This is a genomic window from Mycobacterium sp. 134 (assembly GCF_048282715.1).
In the GTDB taxonomy this organism is placed as follows: domain Bacteria; phylum Actinomycetota; class Actinomycetes; order Mycobacteriales; family Mycobacteriaceae; genus Mycobacterium; species Mycobacterium septicum.
The window spans coordinates 1,862,137-1,886,984 of record NZ_JBLVUN010000008.1 but is presented as its reverse complement, the minus strand read 5'-3'; the positions used below and the strand labels follow the sequence as shown (position 1 = coordinate 1,886,984).

Below are 24,848 nucleotides of genomic sequence, written 5' to 3'. Positions count from 1 at the left end.
TTGTTGTAAGTTTTCGGCCGGTTAGTGCCAGTTCCCTGCACCTATTACTAGGCTTCCAGGTCTGGTCTATCAATCCCGTGGTCTGCGGGGGGCCTTATCCCTCTAAAAGGGTGAGAAGCCTGGTCTTGGAGGGGGTTTCCCGCTTAGATGCTTTCAGCGGTTATCCTGTCCGAACGTGGCTATCCAGCGGTGCTCCTGGTGGAACAACTGGTATACCAGAGGTTCGTCCGTCCCGGTCCTCTCGTACTAGGGACAGATTTCCTCAAGCTTCTGACGCGCGCGGCGGATAGAGACCGAACTGTCTCACGACGTTCTAAACCCAGCTCGCGTGCCGCTTTAATGGGCGAACAGCCCAACCCTTGGGACCTGCTCCAGCCCCAGGATGCGACGAGCCGACATCGAGGTGCCAAACCATCCCGTCGATATGGACTCTTGGGGAAGATCAGCCTGTTATCCCCGGGGTACCTTTTATCCGTTGAGCGACACCCCTTCCACTCAGAGGTGCCGGATCACTAGTCCCGACTTTCGTCCCTGCTCGACATGTATGTCTCGCAGTCAAGCTCCCTTGTGCACTTACACTCAACACCTGATTGCCGTCCAGGTTGAGGGAACCTTTGGGCGCCTCCGTTACATTTTGGGAGGCAACCGCCCCAGTTAAACTACCCACCAGGCACTGTCCCTGAACCGGATATACGGTCCGAGGTTAGAGGCCCAATACGATCAGAGTGGTATTTCAACAACGACTCCACCCACACTGGCGTGTGAATTTCACAGTCTCCCACCTATCCTACACAAACCGTATCGAGCACCAATACCAAGTTGTAGTGAAGGTCCCGGGGTCTTTTCGTCCTGCCGCGCGTAACGAGCATCTTTACTCGTAGTGCAATTTCGCCGAGTCTATGGTTGAGACAGTTGAGAAGTCGTTACGCCATTCGTGCAGGTCGGAACTTACCCGACAAGGAATTTCGCTACCTTAGGATGGTTATAGTTACCACCGCCGTTTACTGGGGCTTAAATTCTCTGCTTCACCCCGAAGGGTTAACAGGTCCTCTTAACCTTCCAGCACCGGGCAGGCGTCAGTCCGTATACATCGTCTTGCGACTTCGCACGGACCTGTGTTTTTAGTAAACAGTCGCTTCTCACTGGTTTGTGCCACCCCCTCCCGCTGCCGGCCGCAAGAGCCTTGACGATATGGGGGTCCCCCTTCTCCCGAAGTTACGGGGGCATTTTGCCGAGTTCCTTAACCATAGTTCACTCGTACGCCTTAGTATTCTCTACCTGACCACCTGTGTTGGTTTGGGGTACGGGCCGTGTATGTCCTCGCTAGAGGCTTTTCTTGGCAGCATAGGATCACCGAATTCGCCTCAAACGGCTATGCATCACCTCTCAGGATTAATGCCAGACGGATTTACCTATCTGACTCCCTACCGGCTTACCCCAGTACAACCACTGACTGGTACGGCTACCTTCCTGCGTCACCCCATCGCTTGACTACTACCCACCGGGGTCCCACGCAGCCCCGTCAACGCCTCACCCCGAAGGGATCGGTCACGACGGTTTTGGATGGTTAGCACAATGGATTCATCATGGACGCACATACACGGGTACGGGAATATCAACCCGTTGTCCATCGACTACGCCTGTCGGCCTCGCCTTAGGTCCCGACTCACCCTGGGAGGACTGGCCTGGCCCAGGAACCCTTGGTCTTTCGGCGGGCAAGGTTCTCACTTGCCTATTCGCTACTCATGCCTGCATTCTCACTCCCACACCCTCCACAGCTAGATCACTCTGCTGCTTCACCGGATGCAGGACGCTCCCCTACCCAACGATAAATCGTTGCCGCGGCTTCGGCGGTGTACTTGAGCCCCGCTACATTATCGGCGCACAATCACTTGACCAGTGAGCTATTACGCACTCTTTCAAGGGTGGCTGCTTCTAAGCCAACCTCCTGGTTGTCTTCGCGACTGCACATCCTTTTCCACTTAGTACACGCTTAGGGGCCTTAGCCGGCGATCTGGGCTGTTTCCCTCTCGACGCACGGAGCTTATCCCCCGCCGTCTCACTGCCACATTCTTGGACTTGTCGGCATTCGGAGTTTGGCTGACGTCAGTAACCCTGTGGGGCCCATCGGCCATCCAGTAGCTCTACCTCCAACAAGAAACATGTGACGCTGCACCTAAATGCATTTCGGGGAGAACCAGCTATCACGGAGTTTGATTGGCCTTTCACCCCTACCCACAGCTCATCCCCTCAGTCTTCAACCTAAGTGGGTTCGGGCCTCCACGCGGTCTTACCCGCGCTTCACCCTGGCCATGGGTAGATCACTCCGCTTCGGGTCCAGAACACACCACTACACCAACCCCTACGGATTGGATACGCCCTATTCAGACTCGCTTTCGCTGCGGCTACCCCACACGGGTTAACCTCGCGACATGTCCCTGACTCGCAGGCTCATTCTTCAAAAGGCACGCCATCACCCCACCACGAAGGAGGGCTCTGACGGATTGTAAGCGCACGGTTTCAGGTACTATTTCACTCCCCTCCCGGGGTACTTTTCACCATTCCCTCACGGTACTAATCCGCTATCGGTCACTGGGAAGTATTCAGGCTTACCGGGTGGTCCCGGCAGATTCACAGCAGATTTCACGGGCCCGCTGCTACTCGGGAACACCATTAAGGTAGATGTCAGGTTTTCACGTACCGGGCTCTCACCGTCTACGGCAGGTCATCCCAAACCATTTCCGTTAACCACGACATTTTCTTACTACCCTCCAGTCGGATAGAACTGGAAAAACAGGTCCCACAACCCCGCACACACAACCCCTACCCGGTATCACATGCATACGGTTTAGCCATCCTCCGCTTTCGCTCGCCACTACTCACGGAATCACTTTTGTTTTCTCTTCCTACGGGTACTGAGATGTTTCACTTCCCCGCGTTCCCTCCTGCACCCTATGTATTCAGATACAGGTAACACGACATCACTCGTGCTGGGTTTCCCCATTCGGACATCCTCGGATCAACGCTCGGTTGGCAGCTCCCCGAGGCATATCGCAGCCTCCAACGTCCTTCATCGGCTCCCAGTGCCAAGGCATCCACCATGCGCCCTTAAACACTTACAACACAAAAACCAAAAAATGAGTTTCAAAAGAAATTGCACATCAACACACAAAACCAGGCCCCACCCACAAGGAGTGAGACCACACATTTCGCGTGCTAGATGCTCGCAACCACTATCCACAAATCAAACACCACACCCCACCACCAAAGTGTGAGGCAACAACACGCCGACACCCCCAACGGGATGCCACCCCCCGAAAGGGGCACGGGCCTGTTGTCTCAAAGCCCAATAGTGTGTCTGGCAGTTCTACAAGTTTGTTGTTGCACCAGACCCCCACCCACTACAGGTGCGAGGCCATCCAACGAATCGCCTGAAAGCTCAGCTGATCCCGCGATTTACGGGGCCGGCCCAGGTCTCGTGGTGCTCCTTAGAAAGGAGGTGATCCAGCCGCACCTTCCGGTACGGCTACCTTGTTACGACTTCGTCCCAATCGCCGATCCCACCTTCGACGGCTCCCTCCACAAGGGTTAGGCCACCGGCTTCGGGTGTTACCGACTTTCATGACGTGACGGGCGGTGTGTACAAGGCCCGGGAACGTATTCACCGCAGCGTTGCTGATCTGCGATTACTAGCGACTCCGACTTCACGGGGTCGAGTTGCAGACCCCGATCCGAACTGAGACCGGCTTTGAAAGGATTCGCTCCACCTCACGGCATCGCAGCCCTTTGTACCGGCCATTGTAGCATGTGTGAAGCCCTGGACATAAGGGGCATGATGACTTGACGTCATCCCCACCTTCCTCCGAGTTGACCCCGGCAGTCTCTCACGAGTCCCCACCATTACGTGCTGGCAACATGAGACAAGGGTTGCGCTCGTTGCGGGACTTAACCCAACATCTCACGACACGAGCTGACGACAGCCATGCACCACCTGCACACAGGCCACAAGGGAACCAATATCTCTACTGGCGTCCTGTGCATGTCAAACCCAGGTAAGGTTCTTCGCGTTGCATCGAATTAATCCACATGCTCCGCCGCTTGTGCGGGCCCCCGTCAATTCCTTTGAGTTTTAGCCTTGCGGCCGTACTCCCCAGGCGGGGTACTTAATGCGTTAGCTACGGCACGGATCCCAAGGAAGGAAACCCACACCTAGTACCCACCGTTTACGGCGTGGACTACCAGGGTATCTAATCCTGTTCGCTCCCCACGCTTTCGCTCCTCAGCGTCAGTTACTGCCCAGAGACCCGCCTTCGCCACCGGTGTTCCTCCTGATATCTGCGCATTCCACCGCTACACCAGGAATTCCAGTCTCCCCTGCAGTACTCTAGTCTGCCCGTATCGCCCGCACGCCCACAGTTAAGCTGTGAGTTTTCACGAACAACGCGACAAACCACCTACGAGCTCTTTACGCCCAGTAATTCCGGACAACGCTCGGACCCTACGTATTACCGCGGCTGCTGGCACGTAGTTGGCCGGTCCTTCTTCTATAGGTACCGTCACTTGCGCTTCGTCCCTATTGAAAGAGGTTTACAACCCGAAGGCCGTCATCCCTCACGCGGCGTCGCTGCATCAGGCTTGCGCCCATTGTGCAATATTCCCCACTGCTGCCTCCCGTAGGAGTCTGGGCCGTATCTCAGTCCCAGTGTGGCCGGTCACCCTCTCAGGCCGGCTACCCGTCGTCGCCTTGGTAGGCCATTACCCCACCAACAAGCTGATAGGCCGCGGGCCCATCCCACACCGCAAAAGCTTTCCACCACACCCCATGAAGAGCACGGTCATATTCGGTATTAGACCCAGTTTCCCAGGCTTATCCCAAAGTGCAGGGCAGATCACCCACGTGTTACTCACCCGTTCGCCACTCGAGTACCCCGAAGGGCCTTTCCGTTCGACTTGCATGTGTTAAGCACGCCGCCAGCGTTCGTCCTGAGCCAGGATCAAACTCTCCAAACAAAAACCCCTCATCCAAAGACAAGGCAGAATTCAATCAGAAAAATCCGATCACAAACAAAAGACACCAACAATCTGGCATCAAAAAAACAGCCACCCATCATGATCGGAAGACGGGGAGTCCCCCAAAATGAGTGGCAAAAAACAACAAACAAAAACCACCAAACACACTATTGAGTTCTCAAACAACAGACATTTTTTGCTTTGTCACCCTGTTTTGGGGCAACCCCACCAGCTTAATCGGAATCTTGCCGGCAAGTCAAGTTGCTTCATTTTGGCTTATTTCATCCGGTCTGAGGCAACCTCGCCAGCTTAGTACGTTCTCGGCTGGCTTGTCAAGTCGCTCCGGTCCGGGGTGTTTCACCCGCTCCGTGGCGACTTCAAAAGATTAGCCCGGGCCACCGTGCAAGGTCAAATCGGCTGGTCAGCGCGATTTCGAGGCTGCAGACAGGCCCGAACGTGCTGTCTAAGAGCCTACGCGTTCGATCTCGGCTCCGAGGCTCAACAGGTTTTCCACGAACAACGGGTAGCCGCGATCGATGTGGAACACGTCGTGAACCTCGGTCTCTCCGTCCGCGACCAAGCCGGCGAGCACCAGGCCGGCGCCGGCCCGGATGTCCGAGGACCACACCGGCGCACTCGAAAGCTGCGGGATTCCGCGCACCACCGCATGGTGACCATCCGTCCTGGCGTCAGCACCCAGCCGGATCATCTCCTCGACGAACCGGAAGCGGGCTTCGAACACGTTCTCGGTGATCATCGAAGTGCCGTCGGCCACCGAGGCCAGCCCGATCGCCATCGGCTGCAGGTCGGTCGGAAATCCCGGGAACGGGAGCGTCGCCACATTGACCGCCTTGGGTCGCTCGTACTGCACCACCCGGAAACCGTCATCGTTCTGGGTCACCGTGGCGCCGGCGTCATGCAGCTTGTGCAGCACCAGCTGCAGGTGCTGAGGGTCGACGCCCGTCACCGAGATGTCACCGCGGGTCATCGCCGCGGCTATCCCCCACGTCGCGGCCACGATCCGGTCACCGATCACCCGGTGTTCGGTGGGATAGAGCCGATCGACACCGGTGATCGTCAGCGTCGACGTACCGGCGCCACTGACCTTGGCACCCATCTGGTTGAGCATCGCGCAGATGTCGACGATGTCGGGCTCGCGTGCGGCGTTGTGGATGGTGGTGACACCTTCGGCCAGTACCGCGGCCATGAGGATGTTCTCCGTCGCCCCCACCGAGGGGAACTCCAGCTGGATCTCGGCACCCCGCAGATGGTCGGCTTCGGCCACCACACAGCCGTGCTCGATGTTGCAGGTCGCACCCAGTTGGCGCAGCCCGGCCTGGTGCATGTCCAGCGGCCGCGACCCGATCGCATCACCACCGGGCAGCGCAACCTTGGCCTTCCTGCAGCGGCCTACCAGTGGGCCCAGCACGCAGACCGACGCGCGGAACTGACGTACCGCGGCGAAATCGGCGTCGTACTTGGGTTCATCAGGCGACGTGATGCGCACCGTGTCCCCGTCCAGCTCCACCGTGGCACCCAACCCCCGGAGGACCTCCGCCATCAGCGGGACATCCAGGATGTCGGGGCAATTGGTGATCGTGCTGGTGCCTTCGGCCAGCAACGAGGCGGCCATCAGTTTCAGCACACTGTTCTTCGCGCCGCCGACAGCAACTTCGCCTGATAACCGGTTTCCTCCGGTCACCAAGAAACGCTCGCTCACGCCGGTCAGTGTAAACAGCCCGCCGCAGAGTTTCTGCCTGCTCGGACAGATCCGACGGCCCCGGCGAGCCTGTCCTCAAGCCCGGTACGGTTCAGCTATGGCGGTTCATCTCACGCGTATCTATACCCGCACCGGCGACGACGGCACGACCGGGCTGAGTGACTTCAGCAGGGTTTCCAAGAATGATTCGAGGTTGGCGGCCTACGCCGACTGTGACGAAGCCAACGCCGCCATCGGCGTCGCGGTAGCCCTGGGCGAACCCGATCAGCAAATCCTCGCGGTGTTGCGTCAGATTCAGAACGACCTGTTCGACGCCGGCGCAGATCTGTCCACGCCGGTCGTGGAAAACCCTGAGCACCCGCCGCTGCGGATCTCGCAGGCCTACATCGATCGGCTGGAGAAGTGGTGCGACGAGTTCAACGAAGCGCTGCCCGCACTGAATTCGTTCATCCTGCCGGGCGGCACTCCCCTGTCCGCGCTGTTGCATGTCGCACGCACCGTGGCTCGCCGGGCTGAACGGTCGGCATGGATCGCTGTGGAGGAGCACGGCGAATCGGTCAGCGTCCTGCCGGCGAAGTATCTCAACCGGCTTTCAGATCTGCTGTTCATCCTGTCGCGGGTGGCTAACCCTGACGGAGACGTCCTCTGGAAGCCCGGCGGATGAGCCGCTTGCGCGAAGACCATGCGGTCGGCGCTCAGTAGTTGCGCCGCCGGGCCCGCGGCGATGGCCGTGACTCGAGCCAGGACGTGAACGCCGTCAGGGCGCCCCGGTCCAGGGCGATCTCATAGCCCTGCCGGCGTTCGGGACTGTTGTCGCGCAGTTCGAGAATGACCGTGGCGTCGGTCATGATGTCGAACTCGTCGCCACGCGGGGCGCGGCGCGACACCACTTCCAGCCCCCGCCGGCTCAATCGTCGGTCAGGCCACCAACGGATGCTGGAAAGCCGGTAGAAACCGGCCTCTCCTCCGCGGTAGCGCATCACGCCGTGGCGCCAGCCGCTACCGCCGTCGGCGGGAATGTCGCGCAGGATGGCGGCTGTCCCGCCAACCTGACGTAGCTTCCACAATCGGTAGCTCAGCGCGCCTGCGAAAACGGCCAGAACGCAGACGAGCGCGACCATGACAATCATGGGCGCGCTCATCTGTCGTCTCTGTCGTCAGTCGATCTGGCCGAGAGCGCGCAGGCGCGCCCGACCCCATGCCGCTGTCTGCTCGTCGTCGGACTCGGCGTCCTGCTTGGCCGAATCCGCGTCGATCTCGGATTCGAACTGCGCGTTCTCCACCAGGATCCGGACCGTCTCCTCGGTCACCGACAGGAAACCGCCGTCGACGGCGATACGCAGATCGTCCTCGCCTTCACGCTCGACCCGCACCATGGCGTCGTCGACCAGCTGCGCCACCAACGGAATGTGGCGCGGCAGGATGCCGATCTCACCAGCGGTGGTCCGGGTGAAGACGAACGTAGCGGTGCCGGACCAGAGCTCACGCTCGACGGCAACGATCTCGACGTTCAAATCAGCCATTCCACACTCCCGTCCTTTGTGCTCCTCGCGTGCGCAGCCTTCGGGCTGAAGCGCTCATCACAGCTTGGCGCCGAGGCTTTCGGCCTTCTTCGCCAGGTCGTCCAGACCACCGATGAGGAAGAACGCCTGCTCGGGCAGGTGATCGAACTCGCCCTTGGCCAGCTTGTCGAAGGCCTCGATGGTCTCCTTGAGCGGCACGGTCGAACCCGGCTGGCCGGTGAACTGCTCGGCCGCCATCATGTTCTGGCTCAGGAAGCGCTCGATCTTACGGGCGCGGTACACCAGAACCTTGTCCTCTTCCGACAGCTCGTCGATACCGAGGATGGCGATGATGTCCTGGAGATCCTTGTAGCGCTGCAGGATCCGGATGACTTCCTGGGCGACGCGGTAGTGCTCGTCGCCGACGACGCTGGGGTGCAGGATCGTCGAGGACGAAGCCAGCGGGTCCACCGCCGGGAAGATGCCCTTGGAGAACACCGCACGCGAAAGCTCCGTGGTGGCATCCAGGTGGGCGAACGTGGTGGCCGGCGCCGGGTCGGTGTAGTCGTCGGCGGGCACGTACACGGCCTGCATCGAGGTGATGGAGCGACCACGGGTCGAGGTGATGCGCTCCTGCAGCTCACCCATCTCGTCGGCCAGCGTCGGCTGGTAACCCACGGCCGAAGGCATACGACCCAGCAGGGTCGAAACCTCGGAACCGGCCTGGGTGAACCGGAAGATGTTGTCGATGAAGAGCAGCACGTCCTGGTTCTGCTCGTCGCGGAAGTACTCGGCCATGGTCAGGGCCGACAGGGCGACGCGCATACGGGTGCCTGGCGGCTCGTCCATCTGGCCGAACACCAACGCGGTGTCCTTGAGCACGTTGGCGTCGGCGAGCTCGACCCAGAGGTCGTTGCCCTCACGGGTGCGCTCACCCACGCCGGCGAACACCGAGGTACCACCGAAGTTGCGGGCAATACGGTTGATCATCTCCTGGATCAGAACCGTCTTACCCACACCGGCGCCACCGAACAGGGCGATCTTGCCACCACGCACGTACGGCGTGAGCAGGTCGACGACCTTCAGACCGGTCTCCAGCATCTCGGTGCGGGGCTCCAGGTCGGCGAAGGCCGGCGGCTTGCGGTGGATCGACCAGTGATCGAAGTCCTTGCCGTAGCCGGGCTCGTCGAGGCAGTCGCCGAGGGCGTTGAACACGTGGCCCTTGACTCCGTCGCCGACGGGCACCGAGATCGAGGCGCCGGTGTCGCGGACGTCGGTGCCACGCACCAGGCCGTCGGTGGGCTGCATGGAGATGCAGCGCACCAGGTTGTCGCCGAGGTGCTGGGCAACCTCAAGCGTCAGGGTCTTCGCGAGCGCGCCATAGGTGATGTCGGCGTGCAGCGCGTTGAACAGCTCGGGCACGGCGCCGCGCGGGAATTCAATATCCACCACCGGGCCGGTGATGCGGACTACGCGGCCCGCGGTCTTTTCTGCAGTAGCAGTCATTCTCTCTTCGCTTTCCTACGAGGCTTTCGTCTTTGGTCCGGCTAGCGCGCGTCGGCCAGCGCGTTCGCGCCGCCCACGATCTCGCTGATTTCCTGGGTGATCTGCGCCTGACGTTCGCGGTTGGCCGCGAGCGTGAGTGCCTTGATCAGATCGTCGGCGTTGTCGGTGGCCGACTTCATGGCGCGCCGGCGCGACGCCGACTCCGAGGCGGCCGCCTCCAGCAGTGCTGCGTACACGCGGGTCGCGATGTAGCGCGGCAGCAATGCGTCGAACAGGTCCTCGGCATTCGGCTCGAACGAGTACAGCGTGTGCGGGCCGGTGTCCGGCTCCCCGACGTACTCGACGACCAACGGCGCTATCTGATGGGCCACCGCGGTCTGCGAGAGCATCGAACGGAATTCGGTGGAGACGATGTGGAGTTCGTCGACACCCAAGATGCCGTCGGCTCCCGCGTCGTCGCCCTCGTCATCGGCGCCGGACATGAACGTCGCCACCAGGGTGTCGGCGATCTCCTTGGCGTTCTCGTAGGTGGGCCGCTCGGAGAAGCCGGTCCACGATTCGGTCACCGTCCGCTGGCGGAAGCTGTAGTAGCCCAAGGCTTTCCGGCCGACGACGTAGAGCACCGGGTTCTTGCCCTGTTCCCGCAGCAGCGAGAACAGTTCTTCGGCCCGACGCAGCACGTTGGCGTTGTAACCGCCGCAGAGACCGCGATCCGAGGACACCACGAGCACACCGGCCCGCTTGGGGTTCTCCCGCTGCACGAGCAGCGGGTGATCCAGCGCGCTGGCGCCCGCAAGCTCGGTGAGCATGTTGGTGATCTCGGTGGAGTAGGGCCGGGCCGCGTCGACCCGGGCCTGCGCCTTGGCGATCCGCGACGTGGCGATCAGCTCCTGTGCCTTCGTGATCTTCTTGATCGACGAAGCGGAGCGGATACGCCCGCGTAGCTCGCGAAGTGTGGCTGCCATTGGTTACCTAGGCCTTCTTCGGAGCCGGCTTGCGGACCTTGACCGATTCCTTCTCCAGGTCCTCGGGGTCCAGTGCGTCAGCATCGGCCTCCTTGACAACCACGGAGCTGCCGTCGGTGGCGGCGAAGCCCTTCTTGAACTCGTTGATGACCGAGACCAGCTTCTCCTCGTTGTCCTCGGAGAGCTTCTTGGTCTCCTTGATGCTCTTGAGGATGTCGGAGTGGCTGGCCTTGACATGCTCCAGCAGCTCGTCGACGAAGCGGGTGACGTCCTCGGCCGGAACCGAATCCAGGTGCCCCTGGGTACCGAGGAAGATCGAGACGACCTGATCCTCGACCGCCAGCGGGCTGTACTGCGCCTGCTTGAGCAGCTCGACCAGGCGGACACCACGATCCAGCTGGGCCTTCGAGGCCGCATCCAGATCCGAGGCGAAGGCCGCGAAGGCCTCCAGCTCGCGGTACTGCGAGAGGTCCAGACGCAGCGAACCCGCGACCTCTTTCATGGCCTTGATCTGCGCGGCGCCACCGACGCGGGACACCGACACACCGACGTTGACGGCCGGTCGCACACCCTGGTTGAACAGGTCCGACTCGAGGAAGCACTGGCCGTCGGTGATCGAGATGACGTTGGTCGGGATGAACGCCGAGATGTCGTTGGCCTTGGTCTCGATGATCGGCAGGCCCGTCATCGAGCCACCGCCGAGTTCGTCGGACAGCTTGGCGCAACGCTCCAGCAGGCGGGAGTGAAGGTAGAAGACGTCGCCGGGGAATGCCTCGCGGCCCGGCGGGCGGCGCAGCAGCAGCGAGATGGCGCGGTAGGCGTCGGCCTGCTTGGACAGGTCGTCGAAGACGATCAGCACGTGCTTGCCGTCGTACATCCAGTGCTGGCCGATGGCCGAACCGGTGTAGGGCGCCAGCCACTTGAAGCCGGCCGGATCAGAGGCGGGAGCCGCGACGATGGTGGTGTACTCCATCGCGCCACCCTCTTCCAGCGCGCGCTTCACGCTGGCGATGGTGGTGCCCTTCTGACCGATGGCGACGTACACGCAGCGCACCTGCTGCTTGGGATCGCCGGTCTCCCAGGCTTCGCGCTGGTTGAGGATGGTGTCGACGCAGACCGCGGTCTTGCCGGTCTTGCGGTCACCGATGATCAGCTGACGCTGGCCACGGCCGATCGGGGTCATGGCGTCGATGGCCTTGATACCGGTCTGCAGCGGCTCGGACACGCCCTGGCGCTGCACCACCGAAGGGGCCTGCAGCTCGAGTGCGCGCCGGGTCTCGGACTCGATGTCGCCCTGGCCGTCGATCGGCTGGCCGAGCGGGTTGACGACGCGACCGAGGAACGCGTCGCCGACCGGCACCGAGAGCACCTCGCCGGTGCGCTTGACCTGCTGGCCTTCTTCGATCTTCTCGAACTCACCCAGGATGACGGCGCCGACGCTGTGCTCGTCGAGGTTGAGTGCCACACCCAACACACCGCCCGGGAACTCGAGGAGCTCCTGGGTCATGACCGAGGGCAGGCCCTCGACGTGAGCGATGCCGTCACCGGCATCGACGACGGTGCCGATCTCTTCACGCTCGGTGTCGGCGGAAAACGAGGATACGTAGTCCTCGATGGCACCTTCGATATCAGCAGCCGAGATTGTCAACTCTGCCATGGTTTTTCGTCTTCCTACCTTGTTCTTGGGGTGGTTCTGGGGTTGCCAGTGCCGTCGGTCAGTCCGGCAGCTGGGTGGCCGCTGCGGCCAGTCGGGACGAGATCGAGCCGTCGATCACTTCGTCACCGACGGTGATCGACAGACCACCGAGCAGTTCGGGGTCGACGTGCAGTTGCACTGACACCGGGTGTCCGTAGATGCGGGTGAGCACCTCCGACAGCCGGGTCCGCTGGGCATCGGTCAGGTCGGCCGCGGCGGTCACGTGAGCGACCACCTCGCCGCGGCGGGACACCGCGAGCTCGGCGAGATCGATGACTGCCTCGTCGGCACGCTCGCCGCGCAGCAGTCCCACAGTCTGGGCCAGCAGCGCTGCCGCCGTCCCGTTTCCGCCCCCGTTGCCGCCAAGCACCTTGTTCAACAAGGCAATCCGGCCGTCGACCGGGGTGGTGTAGTCACTGAGCAGGGCCGAGAGCTTGGGCTCGGCGTCGAGCAGGCGGCCGAACCGGAACAGCTGGTCCTCCACCTCGTCGACCTCACCGGCCGTCTCGGCGCGCTTGAGCAGCGCCAGACGCGCGGTGTGTTCAATGGCGTCGACCAGGTTCGACTCGGTCGACCAGCGCTGCGAGACAGCGGTCCGCAGCACGTCCAGGGCGGTGTTGCCGACCTTGCCGGACAGCAGGCGGTCGATCAGCTCCACCTTGGCGGCGCCTTCGTCGGTCGGCTCGGCCAGATGCCTGGTGAGCACCGACTCCGACAGCAGCAGCTTGGCCACCGAGGTCAGGTCGTCGGCCAGCGCCGTCAGGTCGTCGGCACCGAGACCGCTTGCGACGGAGTCGAACTTGTCGACCACGACGGCCAGCGACTCGCGGCTGGCAGCGCGCAGCTTCGCGGTTGCGGCGGTGTCGATCACAAACGCCGACGGGGCCATCTGATCGAGCTCGGCGAGGAACCGGTCGACCGTGGCCGCCTGCGCGGCCGGGTCGGCGACATGCGCCCGCACCAGAGCGTCGGCCTTGGCGACCGACTCCGATCCGAGACCGGTCCGCAGCTGGCGGATGAGCTGCTGGCGCATCAGCTGAACCTGCTGAACACCCTGCGCCTTGATCCGCTCGGCCTCCGTGCCTGCCTGCTCGGCCAGCTGAGCGGTGATCCGCTCGGAGTCCTGCGAGGCCTCATCGGTCACCTTGGCCGACTCGGCCTTGGCGTCGGCGAGTGCCTTGGCGTGCATCTCATCCGCTTCGGCGAGCTTCTTCGCCGCATCGGCGCTCTCGGCGAGGGCGACCCGCACGGCTTCCTGCTGCTTCTGCATCAGGCTCCGCACTGGCGGCACCACCCACTTGATGATGATGTAGGCGATGACGGCAAAGCCGATCAGCTGCCCGATAAATATCGACATCTACTGCGTCCCACCTGATTTCACGTCGACGCCCAAAATTCGGCTGGCCAGGGTCTGCGAGAGTCCGTCCACCGACGACTCCAGGTCCGACCGCACCTCGGCACTCTGAGCAGCGAGCTGCTCGTCGGCCTGGCGCACATTCTCGGCCACCTCGGTGCCGGCCTCGGCGCGCTTGGCATCGACCACCTCGCGACCCGCTACGCGGGCCTCGTCACGGATGGCCGACGCCTGGGTACGCGCCCCGGCCATCGCCTCGTCATAGTCAGCCTGCGCTGCGGCCACCTGCTCGGCAGACTTCCGATTGTCAGCGGCGGTCTTCGCCAGCATCGCTTCGCGCTCTGCCAGCACCTTGCCGACCGGTGGCACAACCCATTTCGCGATCACGGCAAGCGTGATCAGGAAAATGATCAACACGGCGAAGAAGGTGCCGTTGGGGACCAGGAAGTTGCTCTGGCCCCCACCGCCTTCCTCCGCCGCTGCCTGGCTTGCAGCCAGGATCGTTGCGCTCAGTTCACCCATGCTGATGGACTACTGCAGGCCCGGGGTGGCGAAGACGAACAGCGCCATGAAGGCCAGGTTGATGAAGTACGCGGCCTCCACCAGACCGACGGTGATGAAGAACGGGGTGAACAGACGGCCCTGGGCCTCGGGCTGCCGGCGATGCCCGAGATCAGCGCGTTACCCGCGATACCGTCACCGATACCAGCGCCGATGGCGCCGCCACCCATGATCAAACCGCCACCGATCAGAGCGCCGGCCGTGATGAGGGCGTTGGGGTCGAGTTCCATTCCTTTTATCCTCCTTGATAACTGGTGGCTGTGCCGCCAGAGGTTCGTGTCGTGCAGTTGTAGGGATCTAGCCGGTCATGCTCAGTGATCTTCGTGGTCCAGCTCCATCGACTGGCTGAAGTACAGGATCGTCAGCAGCGAGAAGATGAAGGCCTGGATCAGGCCGACGAACAGGTCGAAGGTCTTCCAGATTGCGTTGGGTGCCCACTGGATGTACCAGGGGAACATCGCGATCAGCGCGACGAGGATGCCGCCGGCGAAGATGTTGCCGAAAAGACGGAGGGCCAGCGAGATCGGCTTGGCGAGTTCCTCGACGATGTTGATCGGCAGCAGCGCGGGGACGTGACCCTTGAGCACCTTGACCGGGTGGCCGATGATGCCGCGCCTCCAGATGCCGGCCGCGTGGTAGCAGACGAACACGAACAGGGCCAGCGCCAGCACGAAGTTGATGTCGGAGGCCGGCGGCTTGTACCACTCGGCGGCGGCACCGTCCGGTCCCCCGTACTGCAGCGGCAGCACCGACAGCCAGTTGGAGACCAGGATGAAGACGAAGATCGTCACTGCCAACGGCAGCACGAACGGCGCGACCTTCATGCCGATCGCGGCCTCGATCTGGCCGCGCATCTGGATGGTCAGGGCCTCCCAGAACAGCTGGACACCGCCCGGCACGCCGGTCGAGGTGACCTTCGCGCGCAGGACGAACGCCAGGGCGATCACGATCACCGCGGTGACCGCGGTGGCCAGGATGGTGTCACCGTTGAACGTCATCCCGAACAGCTCGAACACCATCGTGTGGTGGCCGACGTGGATGGCGGCGCCACCCTCTTCGGCTGCGAGCACGGTCGTCGTCTGAGTCATATAGGTCAGCTCAACCCTTCGATTCCGTATCCAAGACATCCAGGCCGTTCGAGCGGATCTTCCGCAGCACGGGGATGCTGGTGCTCATCACCAGCAGAGCCTGGAAAATCGCCAGCCCGAACAGCACCGCGATGCCGCCCGAGGTTTTGAAGACAAATGCGATGCCGAGTGCGATCGCGGTGATGATCAGCAGCCGTGTCGCGGAGTTCACGGCCATCTTCTTCTTGAGCGGGTGATCTTCGGCCGTGATCGATTCGACGGCCCGGCGCACCAGCAAGGCGTTGACCAAGCCGAGGCCCAGTCCGACACCGAAGAAGACGCCGAAGTAGATGTGTCCGGTGAATGCGGCTGCCACTACGGCCAGCGCGGTCAGTACGACGCAAACGATCAGGAGACGCAGCGGCCGGAAGGCCACTGACGGGAACACCAACGGCGCGTCTTGCGCTGGCGTCGTCACTGCTTCACCCCAATCCCGCTGTCACGAAAAGCTGCACCCTCGGAGATGCCACCGGTTGCTATCCCCTGGCAAAAGCCTGTGCATGCCCGCCGAGAATATCGGAGGGCTGCGGGCGGGCTTGAATCACCCACGGGGTAGCTCCCTTTGTCGGTCGTTGATCGGCACCTGACGGTTCGTCGAACCGATGGGCCGGGCCGGCAACCCGCGAGGTTTTTCGGGTTCTGGCAGCACCCTAACACATGGTAGGCACCCCTAAACGTGGCCTACTACTTTTCGTCGTACTTAGCTCCGCGCTAGTCCTCGGACCCTTCGCTCCCGCGTTGCAACAGCGGAATCAATGTCACCACGATCGCGACCAGAATGGCCGCCACGACGACCGCTCCGGTGTAGCGCGGATCGAAGAAGATCGTGGCTGCCGCACCGAAGGCGATGATGCCCACCCATAGGTAGATCAGCAGCACGGCGCGGCGATGCGAGTGCCCTATCTGCAGCAACCGGTGATGCAGGTGCATCTTGTCGGGGCTGAGCGGGCTACGGCCGGCCCGGGTGCGCCGCACGATGGCCAGCAACGTGTCCAGTGCCGGCACCAGCATCACGGCGATCACCAGTAGGAACGGCGACATCAACGCGAACACGTCGCGGGCACCGTAGGCGTTCTGCGAGATCGGCCCCGCGGCCGTGGTCGACGCCGCACCCAACATCAGGCCGATCAGCATCGAACCGGAGTCGCCCATGAAGATCTTGGCCCGGTGGAAGTTGTGCGGCAGGAAACCCAGACAGGCCCCGGCCAGAACCACCGAGATCACCGCGGGCGGGTAGAACAGCACGTCGCCACCGTGGTCGCGCAGCAGCCCGACCGAGAAGATGCAGATCGCCAGCGCGGTGATCAGCCCCAGCCCTGCGGCCAGGCCGTCCAGCCCGTCGACGAAGTTCATCGCGTTGACGATCGACACCGTCAGCGCGAGCGTCAACAGGATCGACGACACCTGGTCGAGCACGATGGTGCCCACTCCCCCGATCGGGATGTAGAGCACGCTCCATGCCACACCCATCGTGACCAGCACGCTGGCCGCGGTGATCTGCCCGGCGAATTTGGTCAGGGCGTCCAGGCCCCAACGATCGTCGATCAATCCGATGGCCATGATCAGCCCGCCCGCCACCACGACTGCGGGCATACCGGTGGAGTAGACGAAACCCCGTGTGAGTGCGGGCAGTTGGGAGGCCAGCAGCACCGCGGCGGCCACCCCGATGTACATGGCCAACCCGCCCATCCGCGGTATCGGTTGTACGTGGACGTCACGCTCGCGCGGATAGGCGACGGCGCCGATCCGGATGGCCAGCACGCGCACCCAGCCGGTGGCGAAGTACGTGATGATAGCGGCGGTCAACCCGACGAGCGCGAGTTCACGCAGCGGTACTCCGGCACCCCGGTCCGACAGGGCAAGAAGCCCGGCTTGACTCGCGGAGATCAATTGGTCGCCGGCCGTCATCACCGATGAACCGTACTGCAGCAAGCTGAGATCACTCCGTAGGTGTTGTTGTGAGCGTGGACGTTTCCACGCCGACGACCCTGGCGATGTCGGCCGCGCTGATCGGGCCGGTCCGCAGGATGCGCGGCTGGTCACCGGTGAGGTCGACGATGGTGGAGGCGGCCTGTTGTTCGGCGGGCCCGCCGTCGAGATAGACCTCGACCTTGTCGCCGAGTTGCTCGTGGGCCTGAGCCGCGGTGACCGCGGCGGGCCGGCCCGAGACATTCGCGCTGGACTGGGCCATGGGCCCGACCTCCCGCAGCAGCTCGATGGCCACCGGGTGCAGCGGCATCCGGAGCATGACGCTGCCGTTGGCGTCCCCGAGGTCCCATTGCAGTGACGGCGCCTGCGTGACCACCAGGCTCAGCGCGCCCGGCCAGAATGCGCGGATGAGTTCGCGGGCGGCCGGCGGCACCGAATAGACCAGCCCGTCGATGGTGTTCCACGAGCCGACGAACACACCGACGGGCATGTTGCGGCCACGGCCTTTGGCGGCGAGCAGACTGCCGACCGCATCACGATCGAAGGCGTCCGCACCGATCCCGTAGACGGTGTCGGTCGGCATGACCACAAGCCTGCCGCCCTTCACCGCGCTGATCGCCGAGGCGATACCAGTCGTGCGCTCATCGGCATCGCTGCAATCGAAGATGGTCATGTCGGCTCCCCGGTCGGTGCGCGCATCAGCTCAGCTTCTCCCAATCCGGGTCGCCGTGACAAAGCGGGGTCGTCCGGCGAGGTCACGACGTGCGGTGACCTCACTGAAGTGCCCGTCGTGGGCGAAGACCTCGACGGACAGCTCAGAGGTGGTGTCGTCGTGCTCGACGGCGCACGGCGCACCGTCGCGCAACCACCGGGCGGCCAGCGCGACGATCGGCCGGATCACCGACATGCCGTCGGCGCCACCGAACAGGGCGTGCGCGGGATCGTGTTCGGCCACTTCCGGTTCCAGGACGGCGGCCTCGGGGATATAGGGCGGGTTGGACACCAGCAGGTCCACCCGGTCATCGAGTTCGGGCAACAGGTCCGGGGCGGTGACGTCGGCGTCGAGGATTTCGACGTGCGTCCCTGCCGCGTTGCGACGCGCGAATTCCAGGGCCGCGGGCGAGTTCTCCACCGCCATCACCCGGGCATCGGGCCACTGCGCGGCCAGCGCCAGCGCCAGCGCACCCGAACCCGTGCACAGGTCGACGATGAGGGGGTTGGACGGGAGCCGTTGCGCGCAGGCCCACTCGAGCAGCGCTTCGGTCTCCGGCCGGGGAATGAACACCCCGGGGCCGACCGCGAGCGTCAACGGGCCGAATGGCGCGGTGCCGATCAGGTGTTGCAGGGGAATCCGGCGGGACCGGGCGGCGACGAGTTCTTCGTAGGCCTGCTCGAACCGTTCATCGGGGTCATCGAGAAACATCAACCGGCTGCGGTCGACGCCCGCGACGTGCGCGGCGAGCAGTTCGGCGTCGATGCGCGGAGAGGCCACGCCGGCGGCGGCCAGGCGTGCCGTCGCGGCCGCGACCGCCTGCCGCACCGGCGTCATGACTGCTGCTGCAGCCGGGCCTGTTTGTCGGCGGTGCCCAGCGCGTCGAGCAGCGCGTCCATGTCCCCGTCGAGCACCTGGTCGAGGTTGTGCGCCTTGAAGTTGATGCGGTGGTCCGCGATCCGGTTCTCGGGAAAGTTGTAGGTGCGGATCCGCTCGCTGCGGTCGACCGTGCGGATCTGGCTGGCGCGATCGGCCGAGGCGTCGGCCGACGCCTGCTCCTCCGCCAGCGCCTGCAGCCGGGCGGCGAGCACCACCATGGCGCGGGCCTTGTTCTGCAGCTGCGAGCGTTCGTTCTGGCAGGTCACGACGATGCCCGTGGGCAGGTGGGTGATGCGCACCGCCGAGTCGGTGGTGTTGACGCCCTGACCGCCCTTACCGGAGGACCGGTACACGTCGATGCGCAGATCCGATTCGTCGATCTGCACCTGCTCCACGTCTTCGGGCTCCGGATAGACCAGGACGCCGGCAGCGGAGGTGTGCACGCGGCCCTGCGATTCGGTGACGGGCACCCGTTGCACGCGGTGAACGCCACCCTCGAACTTCATCCGCGACCAGACGCCGTCGGCGGAATCGCCCTTGCCGGCGATGGTGATGGTGGCGTCCTTGTAGCCGCCGAGGTCAGACCACGTCTCGTCGAGCACGGTGACCGTCCAGCCGTGCCGCTCGGCGTACCGGATGTACATGCGCGCCAGGTCGGCGGCGAACAGTGCCGACTCCTCCCCGCCCTCCCCGGACTTGACCTCCAGCACGATGTCGTCGGCATCGTGCGGGTCGCGAGGTGCGAGCTGGTCGGTCAGCTGGGCGTCGAGTTCGGCGACCTTGGCGGTCAGCTCGTCCACCTCGGCGGCGAAGCTGGCGTCGTCGGCGGCGAGTTCACGGGCGGCCTCGAGGTCGCCGCGGGCGGCCTCCAACTTGCGGTAGGTACCCACGACCGGTGACACCTGGGCGAACCTCCGGCCCACCTTGCGGGCGGCGGAGGCATCGGCGTGCAGGTTGGGATCGGCGAGCTGGCGCTCCAGGTCCGCGTGCTCAGCGAGCAGCGCCTCGATCGCGGGTGCGGTATCCGTCACGTCAGCCTCCTCCAACTTTCTCCGGAAACGAGAACAGCGCCCAGATCTGACGCATATGCGACAGATCGGGCGCCGTTGACGTAGCTACTTGTCGGCTGCAGCAGCCTGATCACCGGCAGGCTTGCGCTTGCCGTACCGCTTCTCGAAGCGGGCCACGCGGCCGCCGCTGTCGAGGATCTTCTGCTTGCCGGTGTAGAACGGGTGGCACTGCGAGCAGACCTCGACCACGATCTGGCCGCTCTGCTTGGTGCTACGGGTCTGGAAGGTGTTGCCGCAACCACAGTGCACCGTGGTCTCGACATACTCCGGATGAATGCCTGTTTTCATGGTTCCTCTTCAATCGTTGGCCCGGGTCGCCCGCACGGACGTGAACCGGGACCGAGGGTCGGCGGTCCATTATGCCAGGTCAACCGCCAACCTCCTAAACGCGCGATAACCGGCCGCTATTCCTGGCCGGGACTCGTCAGATGGCCGCGTACGACGTACCGTCGCGCTTCCACACCACCCGGCCGGCCGGGTCAGCGCCGAGGGCGACCAGTTCGCGCTTGAGGATCTTGTTGGTCGCGGTGCTGGGCAGATCCTCGGCCAGCCAGACGTACCGCGGCCAGGACTTGGGCGACAGATCCGCCTGACCGGCGAGGAATTCGGCAAACGCTTCCGGGGCGAGCTCCTGGCCGTCGCGCAGCACGATGGCGGCCATCACCTGATCGCCGACGAACTCGTCGGGTACCGGGTAGACCGCCACCCGGCTGATCGCCGGCTGCCGCAGCAGGATTCGCTCGATGGGGGCGGCGGTGATGTTCTCGCCGTCCACCCGCATCCAGTCCGCGGTTCGGCCGGCCAGGTAGATCCAGCCGTCGGCGTCGCGGTAGGCCAGGTCACCCGACCAGTACATGCCGTGCCGAAGCCGTTCATCGGTCGCGCCCTGATCGTTGTGGTAGCCGCGGAACATCCCGCTGCCGTTAGTGTTGACCAGCTCACCGGTGGCGGCGTCGGCGTTGACCAGGGCTCCGGTGTCGTCGAATTCCGCGATTGCGCACTCTTCGACGGTCTCCGGGTCGTAGATCGCCACCCCGGGGAAACCCTGGCCGACGCTGCCGGCCGGTGTGCCTTCGGATCGGGTGATGATGATCGCCAGCTCGGTCGATCCGAAGCCGTCCCACACGCTGCAGCCGAACCGGCGGCTGAACTCGTCGATGTCACGGTCGGCCGCCTCGTTGCCGAATGCCACCCGCAGCGTGTTGTCGTGGTCGTCGGACTGCTCGGCGGTGGCCAGGATGTAGGCCAGCGGCTTGCCCACATAGTTCATGTACGTCGCGCCGTAGCGGCGGATGTCCGGCAGGAAGCCGGACGCGGAGAACTGTGCCGGCGCCATGGATGCGCCCGAACTGAGTGCGACGCCCCACCCCGCGTACACCCCGTTCGAGTGGAACAACGGCATGGCCAGGTAGCAGGTGTCCGCGTCGGTGAGGTCGTAGCGCTGTACCAGCGCCGCAGCCGAGAACAGCACGATCGAGTGGGCCACCTCGACAGCCTTGGGCTCGCCGCTGGTCCCAGAGGTGAAGATCATCATGAACGTGTCGTCGGGCCCCACCTCGCGGTGCGGGGTGAGTTCCCGTGGCGACCAGGTGGTCTCGGAAACGTCGATGACGGTGACGCCCGGCAGGTCGACACCGTCGAGCAGCTGGCGATGCTGGTCGTCGACCAGGACGACCTGACACTCGACCCGGGCGATGTCCCGGGCCAGCGCGTCGCCGCGACGGGTGTTGTTGATACCGCACAGCACGTAGCCGCCGAGCGCCGCGGCGGCGAGCGCGGTCAGCATGTCGGGGGTATTGCCCAGGAGTGTGCCGACATGCAGTGGACGCTGCGGATCGGCCATCCCGATCAACGCGGCAGCCTGAGCTTTCGCCTCGGCCACGTGCTCGCGCCAGGTCCAGGTGCGATCGCCGTACTTGACGGCGACCGTGTCGCCTCCTTCGCGCTCGCGGAGCAACTGCTGCAGCGTTTCGGCCATCCGGTAATTCCCCAAGGATCAGTGAACAGAATTAGAAAACTGTCTACCATGGTTGTGGCGCGACGGATACACCCTTGGCAGAATCATGTACCTAACCCCATCAGAAGACCAGGAGACACCACAGTTGACCAGCACCACGTCTCCGCGCAGCGTGCGAGATCGACTGATAGACGCTGCCGAAGAATGCCTGCGCACCAAGGGCATTCGCGCGACCACGGTCTCGGAGGTGGCCGAGGCCGCAGGCGTGTCCCGCGGGTGGCTGTACCGCCACTTCCCTGACAAGGTGACGCTGCTGGGCGCGGTGATCGTCCGGCTCACCGACACGTTCTGGTCGGAAGCGCAGGCCGTGCTCGAGCAGATCGACGGACTGGACCGGCAGATCGCCTGGGGTGTGGGCAACGGCCTGCGGGCGTACGACGACCCAGGCGCGGTGGTGATGAAACTCCGCACCGAGGAACCCGAGGAATTCGCCGCCTGCGCCGGCGCCGGCGTGCAGGGCATGATCCCCGACCTGGCCGAATTCTGGTCGCCCTATCTGGTGGCCGCACGCGACCGCGGCGAGGTCCGCGCCGACATCGACATCCCCGAGGCATCGGAATGGGTTGCGCGAGTATTGATCTCGCTGGCGACCGTGCCGGGCAACACGCTCGACCCCAGCGATCCGGACGCGGTGCTGACCCAGGTTCGGCGCTACTTGATGCCCGGGTTGCGCCCCGATCCCACCGCCTGACGGTACGAAAAAGGCCCCCGAACAATCGGGGGCCTTTCGCGTGTCTACAGCGCTCAGTCGACGTCCATCGAGCCTGGGGCGGTCTTGGAGACCTGCACCAGGAACTCGTAGTTGGTCTTGGTCTTGCGCAGCTGGCTCATCAGCAGGTCGATGGCCTGGTGTGAATCCAGCCCGGACAACACCCGGCGCAGCTTGTGCACGATCGCGAACTCATCCGGGCTGAGCAGCAGCTCGTCCTTGCGGGTGCCGGACGGGTTGACGTCGACCGCGGGGAACACCCGGCGCTCGGCGATCTTGCGGTCCAGCTTGAGCTCGGCGTTGCCGGTGCCCTTGAACTCCTCGAAGATCACGGTGTCACCGGTCGAACCGGTCTCGACCATGGCCGTGGCGATGATCGTCAGCGAGCCGCCGTGCTCGATGTTGCGTGCCGCGCCGAGGAACCGCTTGGGCGGGTACAGCGCGGTGGAGTCCACACCACCGGACAGGATGCGGCCCGAAGCCGGCGACGCGTTGTTGTACGCGCGGCCCAGGCGGGTGATCGAGTCGAGAAGGACGACCACATCTTTGCCCTGCTCGACCAGGCGCTTGGCCCGCTCGATCGCCAGCTCGGCAGCCTGCGTGTGGTCTGACGGCGGACGGTCGAAGGTCGAGGCGATGACCTCACCCTTCACCGAGCGCTGCATGTCGGTGACCTCTTCCGGACGCTCGTCGACGAGCACCACCATGAGGTGGCATTCCGGATTGTTCTTGGTGATCGCGTTGGCGATGTCCTGCATGATCGTGGTCTTACCGGCCTTGGGCGGCGACACGATCAGGGCACGCTGACCCTTACCGATCGGCATGATCAGGTCGATGACGCGGGTGGTCAGCCGCTCGGGCGTGGTCTCCAGGCGCAGCCGCTGGTTCGGGTACAGCGGGGTCAGCTTGGTGAAATCAGGCCGGTTCTTGGCCGCTTCGACCGGACCGCCGTTGACACTGTCCAAGCGCACCAGCGGGTTGAACTTCTGCCGCGGGTTGTTGCCGCCGCTCTCACCGCCCTCGCGGGGCACACGGACCGCACCGGTGACCGCGTCGCCGCGGCGCAGACCGTTCTTGCGCACCATGTTCATGGACACGTAGACGTCGTTCGGCCCGGCAAGGTAGCCCGAGGTACGGACGAAGGCGTAGTTGTCGAGGACATCGAGGATGCCGGCGACCGGCTGGACGACGTCGTCCTCACGCAGCTCGGTCTCGTTACCGCCCTCGGCGCCACGCTCTCCGCGGCGGCGACGGTCACGGTCACGGAACCGGCGGCCGCGGCGGCCCTGGCGGCCATCGCCATCGCCGTCATCGTCGTTGTTGCCCGACGAGTTACCGCCCCGGTTCTGCTGGTTGTCCTGCTGATCGGACTGGTCGCGGCCCTGACCCCGGTCCTGCTTCTGGTCGCGGTCCTGCTTCTGGTCGCGCTTGTCGTCCTGCTTGTTCTCGGCCTTGTTCTCGTCGCCGGACTGCTCGCGCTTCTCGCGTCGTTCCTGACGCTCACGCTTGGCAGGCTTTTCCTGCTGCTCGGCGGCGGGCTCGGCGTCTTTGGTTTCGGCAGGGGCTTCCGCCTTCGCCTCAACCTTCACGGCCTCGTTGCCCGCGTCGTCCTGGGCGGCGTCGGCGGCAGGAGCGCCGGCCTGGCGCGAGGAACCCCGACGCTCACGGCGACGGGTCGCGGGCTGCTCAGCGGCCTCGGCAGCGGCTTCCGGCTGGGCGTCGGCGGGGGCGTTCTTGGGGGCCTCGGCGGCTCCGTTGGATTCGCCACGATGGGCACGAATGGCTGCGATCAATTCACTCTTACGCAAACCGGACGCGCCCTCAACACCGATTTCCTTGGCCAGCGCTCGCAGCTCAGGCAGCACCATGGTCGACAGCGACGCGGGACGGGCGCTCGAAGCGCGCCGCGCGGTGTCCGATCCGGGCGCAGAGGCAGCAGCCGGCGCCGCGGTGTCGGCGGTCGCAGTGCTTTCAGATGTCACGGCATTCGGTAAATCCCCAGCGCCATTGGCGCTGTCAGCCGTGAAGAGGTCCGTATCTGTCACGGATTTCCTTTCTTTCCCTCGCTCATCAGGTAGCGCGAGGGGTTCC

The 24,848-nt window shown here is 64.0% G+C and carries 19 protein-coding genes, 2 rRNA genes and 1 pseudogene; 2 read left to right on the top strand and 20 right to left on the bottom strand.

What is annotated here, in order from left to right:
- Window position 1: 1 nt before the first annotated feature.
- The 3 genes from ACNQVK_RS13850 to murA form a co-directional block, all read right to left on the bottom strand.
- Window positions 2-3,122, bottom strand: a 23S ribosomal RNA gene (locus tag ACNQVK_RS13850).
- 370 nt (window positions 3,123-3,492) lie between these two features.
- Window positions 3,493-5,010: ribosomal RNA gene (locus ACNQVK_RS13845) — 16S ribosomal RNA — on the bottom strand.
- The 16S and 23S rRNA genes sit together here, the layout of an rRNA operon.
- Window positions 5,011-5,473: 463 nt before the next feature.
- Window positions 5,474-6,730, bottom strand: a complete 1,257-nt coding sequence (gene murA / locus ACNQVK_RS13840) for a UDP-N-acetylglucosamine 1-carboxyvinyltransferase (RefSeq protein ID WP_044519620.1) — start codon at window positions 6,728-6,730, stop codon at window positions 5,474-5,476.
- A 97-nt stretch (window positions 6,731-6,827) separates the two neighbouring features.
- Here murA and ACNQVK_RS13835 point away from each other — a divergent pair, with 97 nt between their 5' ends.
- Window positions 6,828-7,394, top strand: coding sequence for a cob(I)yrinic acid a,c-diamide adenosyltransferase (locus ACNQVK_RS13835; protein ID WP_418029966.1), 567 nt, complete (start codon window positions 6,828-6,830; stop codon window positions 7,392-7,394).
- 31 nt (window positions 7,395-7,425) lie between these two features.
- Here the strand turns inward: ACNQVK_RS13835 and ACNQVK_RS13830 are convergent, their stop codons facing one another.
- From ACNQVK_RS13830 to fadD1, 16 genes and pseudogenes are all read right to left on the bottom strand, one after another.
- The gene (locus ACNQVK_RS13830; RefSeq protein WP_418029965.1) at window positions 7,426-7,872 is read right to left on the bottom strand and encodes a DUF2550 domain-containing protein; all 447 of its coding nucleotides are present in this window, start codon (window positions 7,870-7,872) and stop codon (window positions 7,426-7,428) included.
- 15 nt (window positions 7,873-7,887) lie between these two features.
- A complete protein-coding gene (locus ACNQVK_RS13825; protein ID WP_090428637.1) occupies window positions 7,888-8,253 on the bottom strand; it encodes a F0F1 ATP synthase subunit epsilon in 366 nt (121 codons plus the stop codon).
- Window positions 8,254-8,310: 57 nt separating this feature from the next.
- On the bottom strand, window positions 8,311-9,738 hold the full coding sequence (gene atpD, locus ACNQVK_RS13820; RefSeq protein ID WP_044519623.1) for a F0F1 ATP synthase subunit beta: 1,428 nt from the start codon (window positions 9,736-9,738) through the stop codon (window positions 8,311-8,313).
- A gap of 41 nt (window positions 9,739-9,779) precedes the next feature.
- Window positions 9,780-10,703, bottom strand: coding sequence for a F0F1 ATP synthase subunit gamma (locus tag ACNQVK_RS13815; protein WP_211155326.1), 924 nt, complete (start codon window positions 10,701-10,703; stop codon window positions 9,780-9,782).
- 7 nt (window positions 10,704-10,710) lie between these two features.
- Complete coding sequence (gene atpA, locus ACNQVK_RS13810) at window positions 10,711-12,360, bottom strand: F0F1 ATP synthase subunit alpha (RefSeq protein WP_273735029.1); 1,650 nt, start codon at window positions 12,358-12,360, stop codon at window positions 10,711-10,713.
- Between the two features lie 58 nt (window positions 12,361-12,418).
- Window positions 12,419-13,756 (bottom strand): F0F1 ATP synthase subunit B/delta, encoded by a 1,338-nt coding sequence (locus ACNQVK_RS13805; RefSeq protein WP_418029964.1) that lies wholly within the window; start codon window positions 13,754-13,756, stop codon window positions 12,419-12,421.
- The gene (locus ACNQVK_RS13800; protein WP_418029963.1) at window positions 13,757-14,275 is read right to left on the bottom strand and encodes a F0F1 ATP synthase subunit B; all 519 of its coding nucleotides are present in this window, start codon (window positions 14,273-14,275) and stop codon (window positions 13,757-13,759) included.
- A gap of 9 nt (window positions 14,276-14,284) precedes the next feature.
- Window positions 14,285-14,544, bottom strand: a pseudogene (locus ACNQVK_RS13795) (F0F1 ATP synthase subunit C).
- Between the two features lie 81 nt (window positions 14,545-14,625).
- Window positions 14,626-15,402, bottom strand: a complete 777-nt coding sequence (gene atpB, locus ACNQVK_RS13790) for a F0F1 ATP synthase subunit A (protein WP_164480866.1) — start codon at window positions 15,400-15,402, stop codon at window positions 14,626-14,628.
- Window positions 15,403-15,412: 10 nt separating this feature from the next.
- Complete coding sequence (locus ACNQVK_RS13785) at window positions 15,413-15,859, bottom strand: ATP synthase subunit I (RefSeq protein WP_044519629.1); 447 nt, start codon at window positions 15,857-15,859, stop codon at window positions 15,413-15,415.
- A gap of 293 nt (window positions 15,860-16,152) precedes the next feature.
- A complete protein-coding gene (locus ACNQVK_RS13780) occupies window positions 16,153-17,349 on the bottom strand; it encodes a glycosyltransferase family 4 protein (protein WP_418029962.1) in 1,197 nt (398 codons plus the stop codon).
- A 31-nt stretch (window positions 17,350-17,380) separates the two neighbouring features.
- Complete coding sequence (locus ACNQVK_RS13775) at window positions 17,381-18,043, bottom strand: L-threonylcarbamoyladenylate synthase (protein ID WP_418029961.1); 663 nt, start codon at window positions 18,041-18,043, stop codon at window positions 17,381-17,383.
- A gap of 30 nt (window positions 18,044-18,073) precedes the next feature.
- Window positions 18,074-18,919, bottom strand: coding sequence for a peptide chain release factor N(5)-glutamine methyltransferase (gene prmC / locus ACNQVK_RS13770; RefSeq protein WP_418029960.1), 846 nt, complete (start codon window positions 18,917-18,919; stop codon window positions 18,074-18,076).
- Window positions 18,916-19,992 carry a peptide chain release factor 1 gene (gene prfA, locus ACNQVK_RS13765; protein WP_044519633.1) on the bottom strand — a complete coding sequence of 359 codons (1,077 nt, stop codon included), beginning with the start codon at window positions 19,990-19,992 and terminating at the stop codon, window positions 18,916-18,918. Before prfA ends, prmC begins: the two co-directional genes overlap by 4 nt.
- A gap of 84 nt (window positions 19,993-20,076) precedes the next feature.
- On the bottom strand, window positions 20,077-20,319 hold the full coding sequence (gene rpmE, locus ACNQVK_RS13760; RefSeq protein ID WP_019344296.1) for a 50S ribosomal protein L31: 243 nt from the start codon (window positions 20,317-20,319) through the stop codon (window positions 20,077-20,079).
- Window positions 20,320-20,455: 136 nt separating this feature from the next.
- Entirely contained in the window at window positions 20,456-22,009 is a 1,554-nt protein-coding gene (fadD1, locus tag ACNQVK_RS13755) for a fatty-acid--CoA ligase FadD1 (protein WP_418029959.1), read from the bottom strand.
- Window positions 22,010-22,094: 85 nt separating this feature from the next.
- Here fadD1 and ACNQVK_RS13750 point away from each other — a divergent pair, with 85 nt between their 5' ends.
- Window positions 22,095-22,739: a TetR/AcrR family transcriptional regulator gene (locus ACNQVK_RS13750; RefSeq protein WP_418029958.1), complete on the top strand. Its 645-nt coding sequence runs from the start codon at window positions 22,095-22,097 to the stop codon at window positions 22,737-22,739.
- Window positions 22,740-22,792: 53 nt separating this feature from the next.
- Here the strand turns inward: ACNQVK_RS13750 and rho are convergent, their stop codons facing one another.
- Complete coding sequence (gene rho, locus ACNQVK_RS13745) at window positions 22,793-24,802, bottom strand: transcription termination factor Rho (RefSeq protein ID WP_418029957.1); 2,010 nt, start codon at window positions 24,800-24,802, stop codon at window positions 22,793-22,795.
- Between the last annotated feature and the right edge of the window lie 46 nt (window positions 24,803-24,848).

Bases quoted from the DNA above. Each gene is read 5' to 3' on its own strand.
- ACNQVK_RS13825 (WP_090428637.1), bottom strand. From the start codon at position 8,253: ATGGCTGATTTGAACGTCGAGATCGTTGCCGTCGAGCGTGAGCTCTGG.
- ACNQVK_RS13750 (WP_418029958.1), top strand. From the start codon at position 22,095: ATGTACCTAACCCCATCAGAAGACCAGGAGACACCACAGTTGACCAGC.
- atpB (WP_164480866.1), bottom strand. From the start codon at position 15,402: ATGACTCAGACGACGACCGTGCTCGCAGCCGAAGAGGGTGGCGCCGCC.
- rpmE (WP_019344296.1), bottom strand. From the start codon at position 20,319: ATGAAAACAGGCATTCATCCGGAGTATGTCGAGACCACGGTGCACTGT.
- ACNQVK_RS13835 (WP_418029966.1), top strand. From the start codon at position 6,828: ATGGCGGTTCATCTCACGCGTATCTATACCCGCACCGGCGACGACGGC.
- atpD (WP_044519623.1), bottom strand. From the start codon at position 9,738: ATGACTGCTACTGCAGAAAAGACCGCGGGCCGCGTAGTCCGCATCACC.
- fadD1 (WP_418029959.1), bottom strand. From the start codon at position 22,009: ATGGCCGAAACGCTGCAGCAGTTGCTCCGCGAGCGCGAAGGAGGCGAC.
- atpA (WP_273735029.1), bottom strand. From the start codon at position 12,360: ATGGCAGAGTTGACAATCTCGGCTGCTGATATCGAAGGTGCCATCGAG.
- ACNQVK_RS13800 (WP_418029963.1), bottom strand. From the start codon at position 14,275: ATGGGTGAACTGAGCGCAACGATCCTGGCTGCAAGCCAGGCAGCGGCG.
- ACNQVK_RS13780 (WP_418029962.1), bottom strand. From the start codon at position 17,349: ATGACGGCCGGCGACCAATTGATCTCCGCGAGTCAAGCCGGGCTTCTT.
- ACNQVK_RS13830 (WP_418029965.1), bottom strand. From the start codon at position 7,872: ATGAGCGCGCCCATGATTGTCATGGTCGCGCTCGTCTGCGTTCTGGCC.
- ACNQVK_RS13775 (WP_418029961.1), bottom strand. From the start codon at position 18,043: ATGACCATCTTCGATTGCAGCGATGCCGATGAGCGCACGACTGGTATC.
- ACNQVK_RS13815 (WP_211155326.1), bottom strand. From the start codon at position 10,703: ATGGCAGCCACACTTCGCGAGCTACGCGGGCGTATCCGCTCCGCTTCG.
- ACNQVK_RS13805 (WP_418029964.1), bottom strand. From the start codon at position 13,756: ATGTCGATATTTATCGGGCAGCTGATCGGCTTTGCCGTCATCGCCTAC.
- prmC (WP_418029960.1), bottom strand. From the start codon at position 18,919: ATGACGCCGGTGCGGCAGGCGGTCGCGGCCGCGACGGCACGCCTGGCC.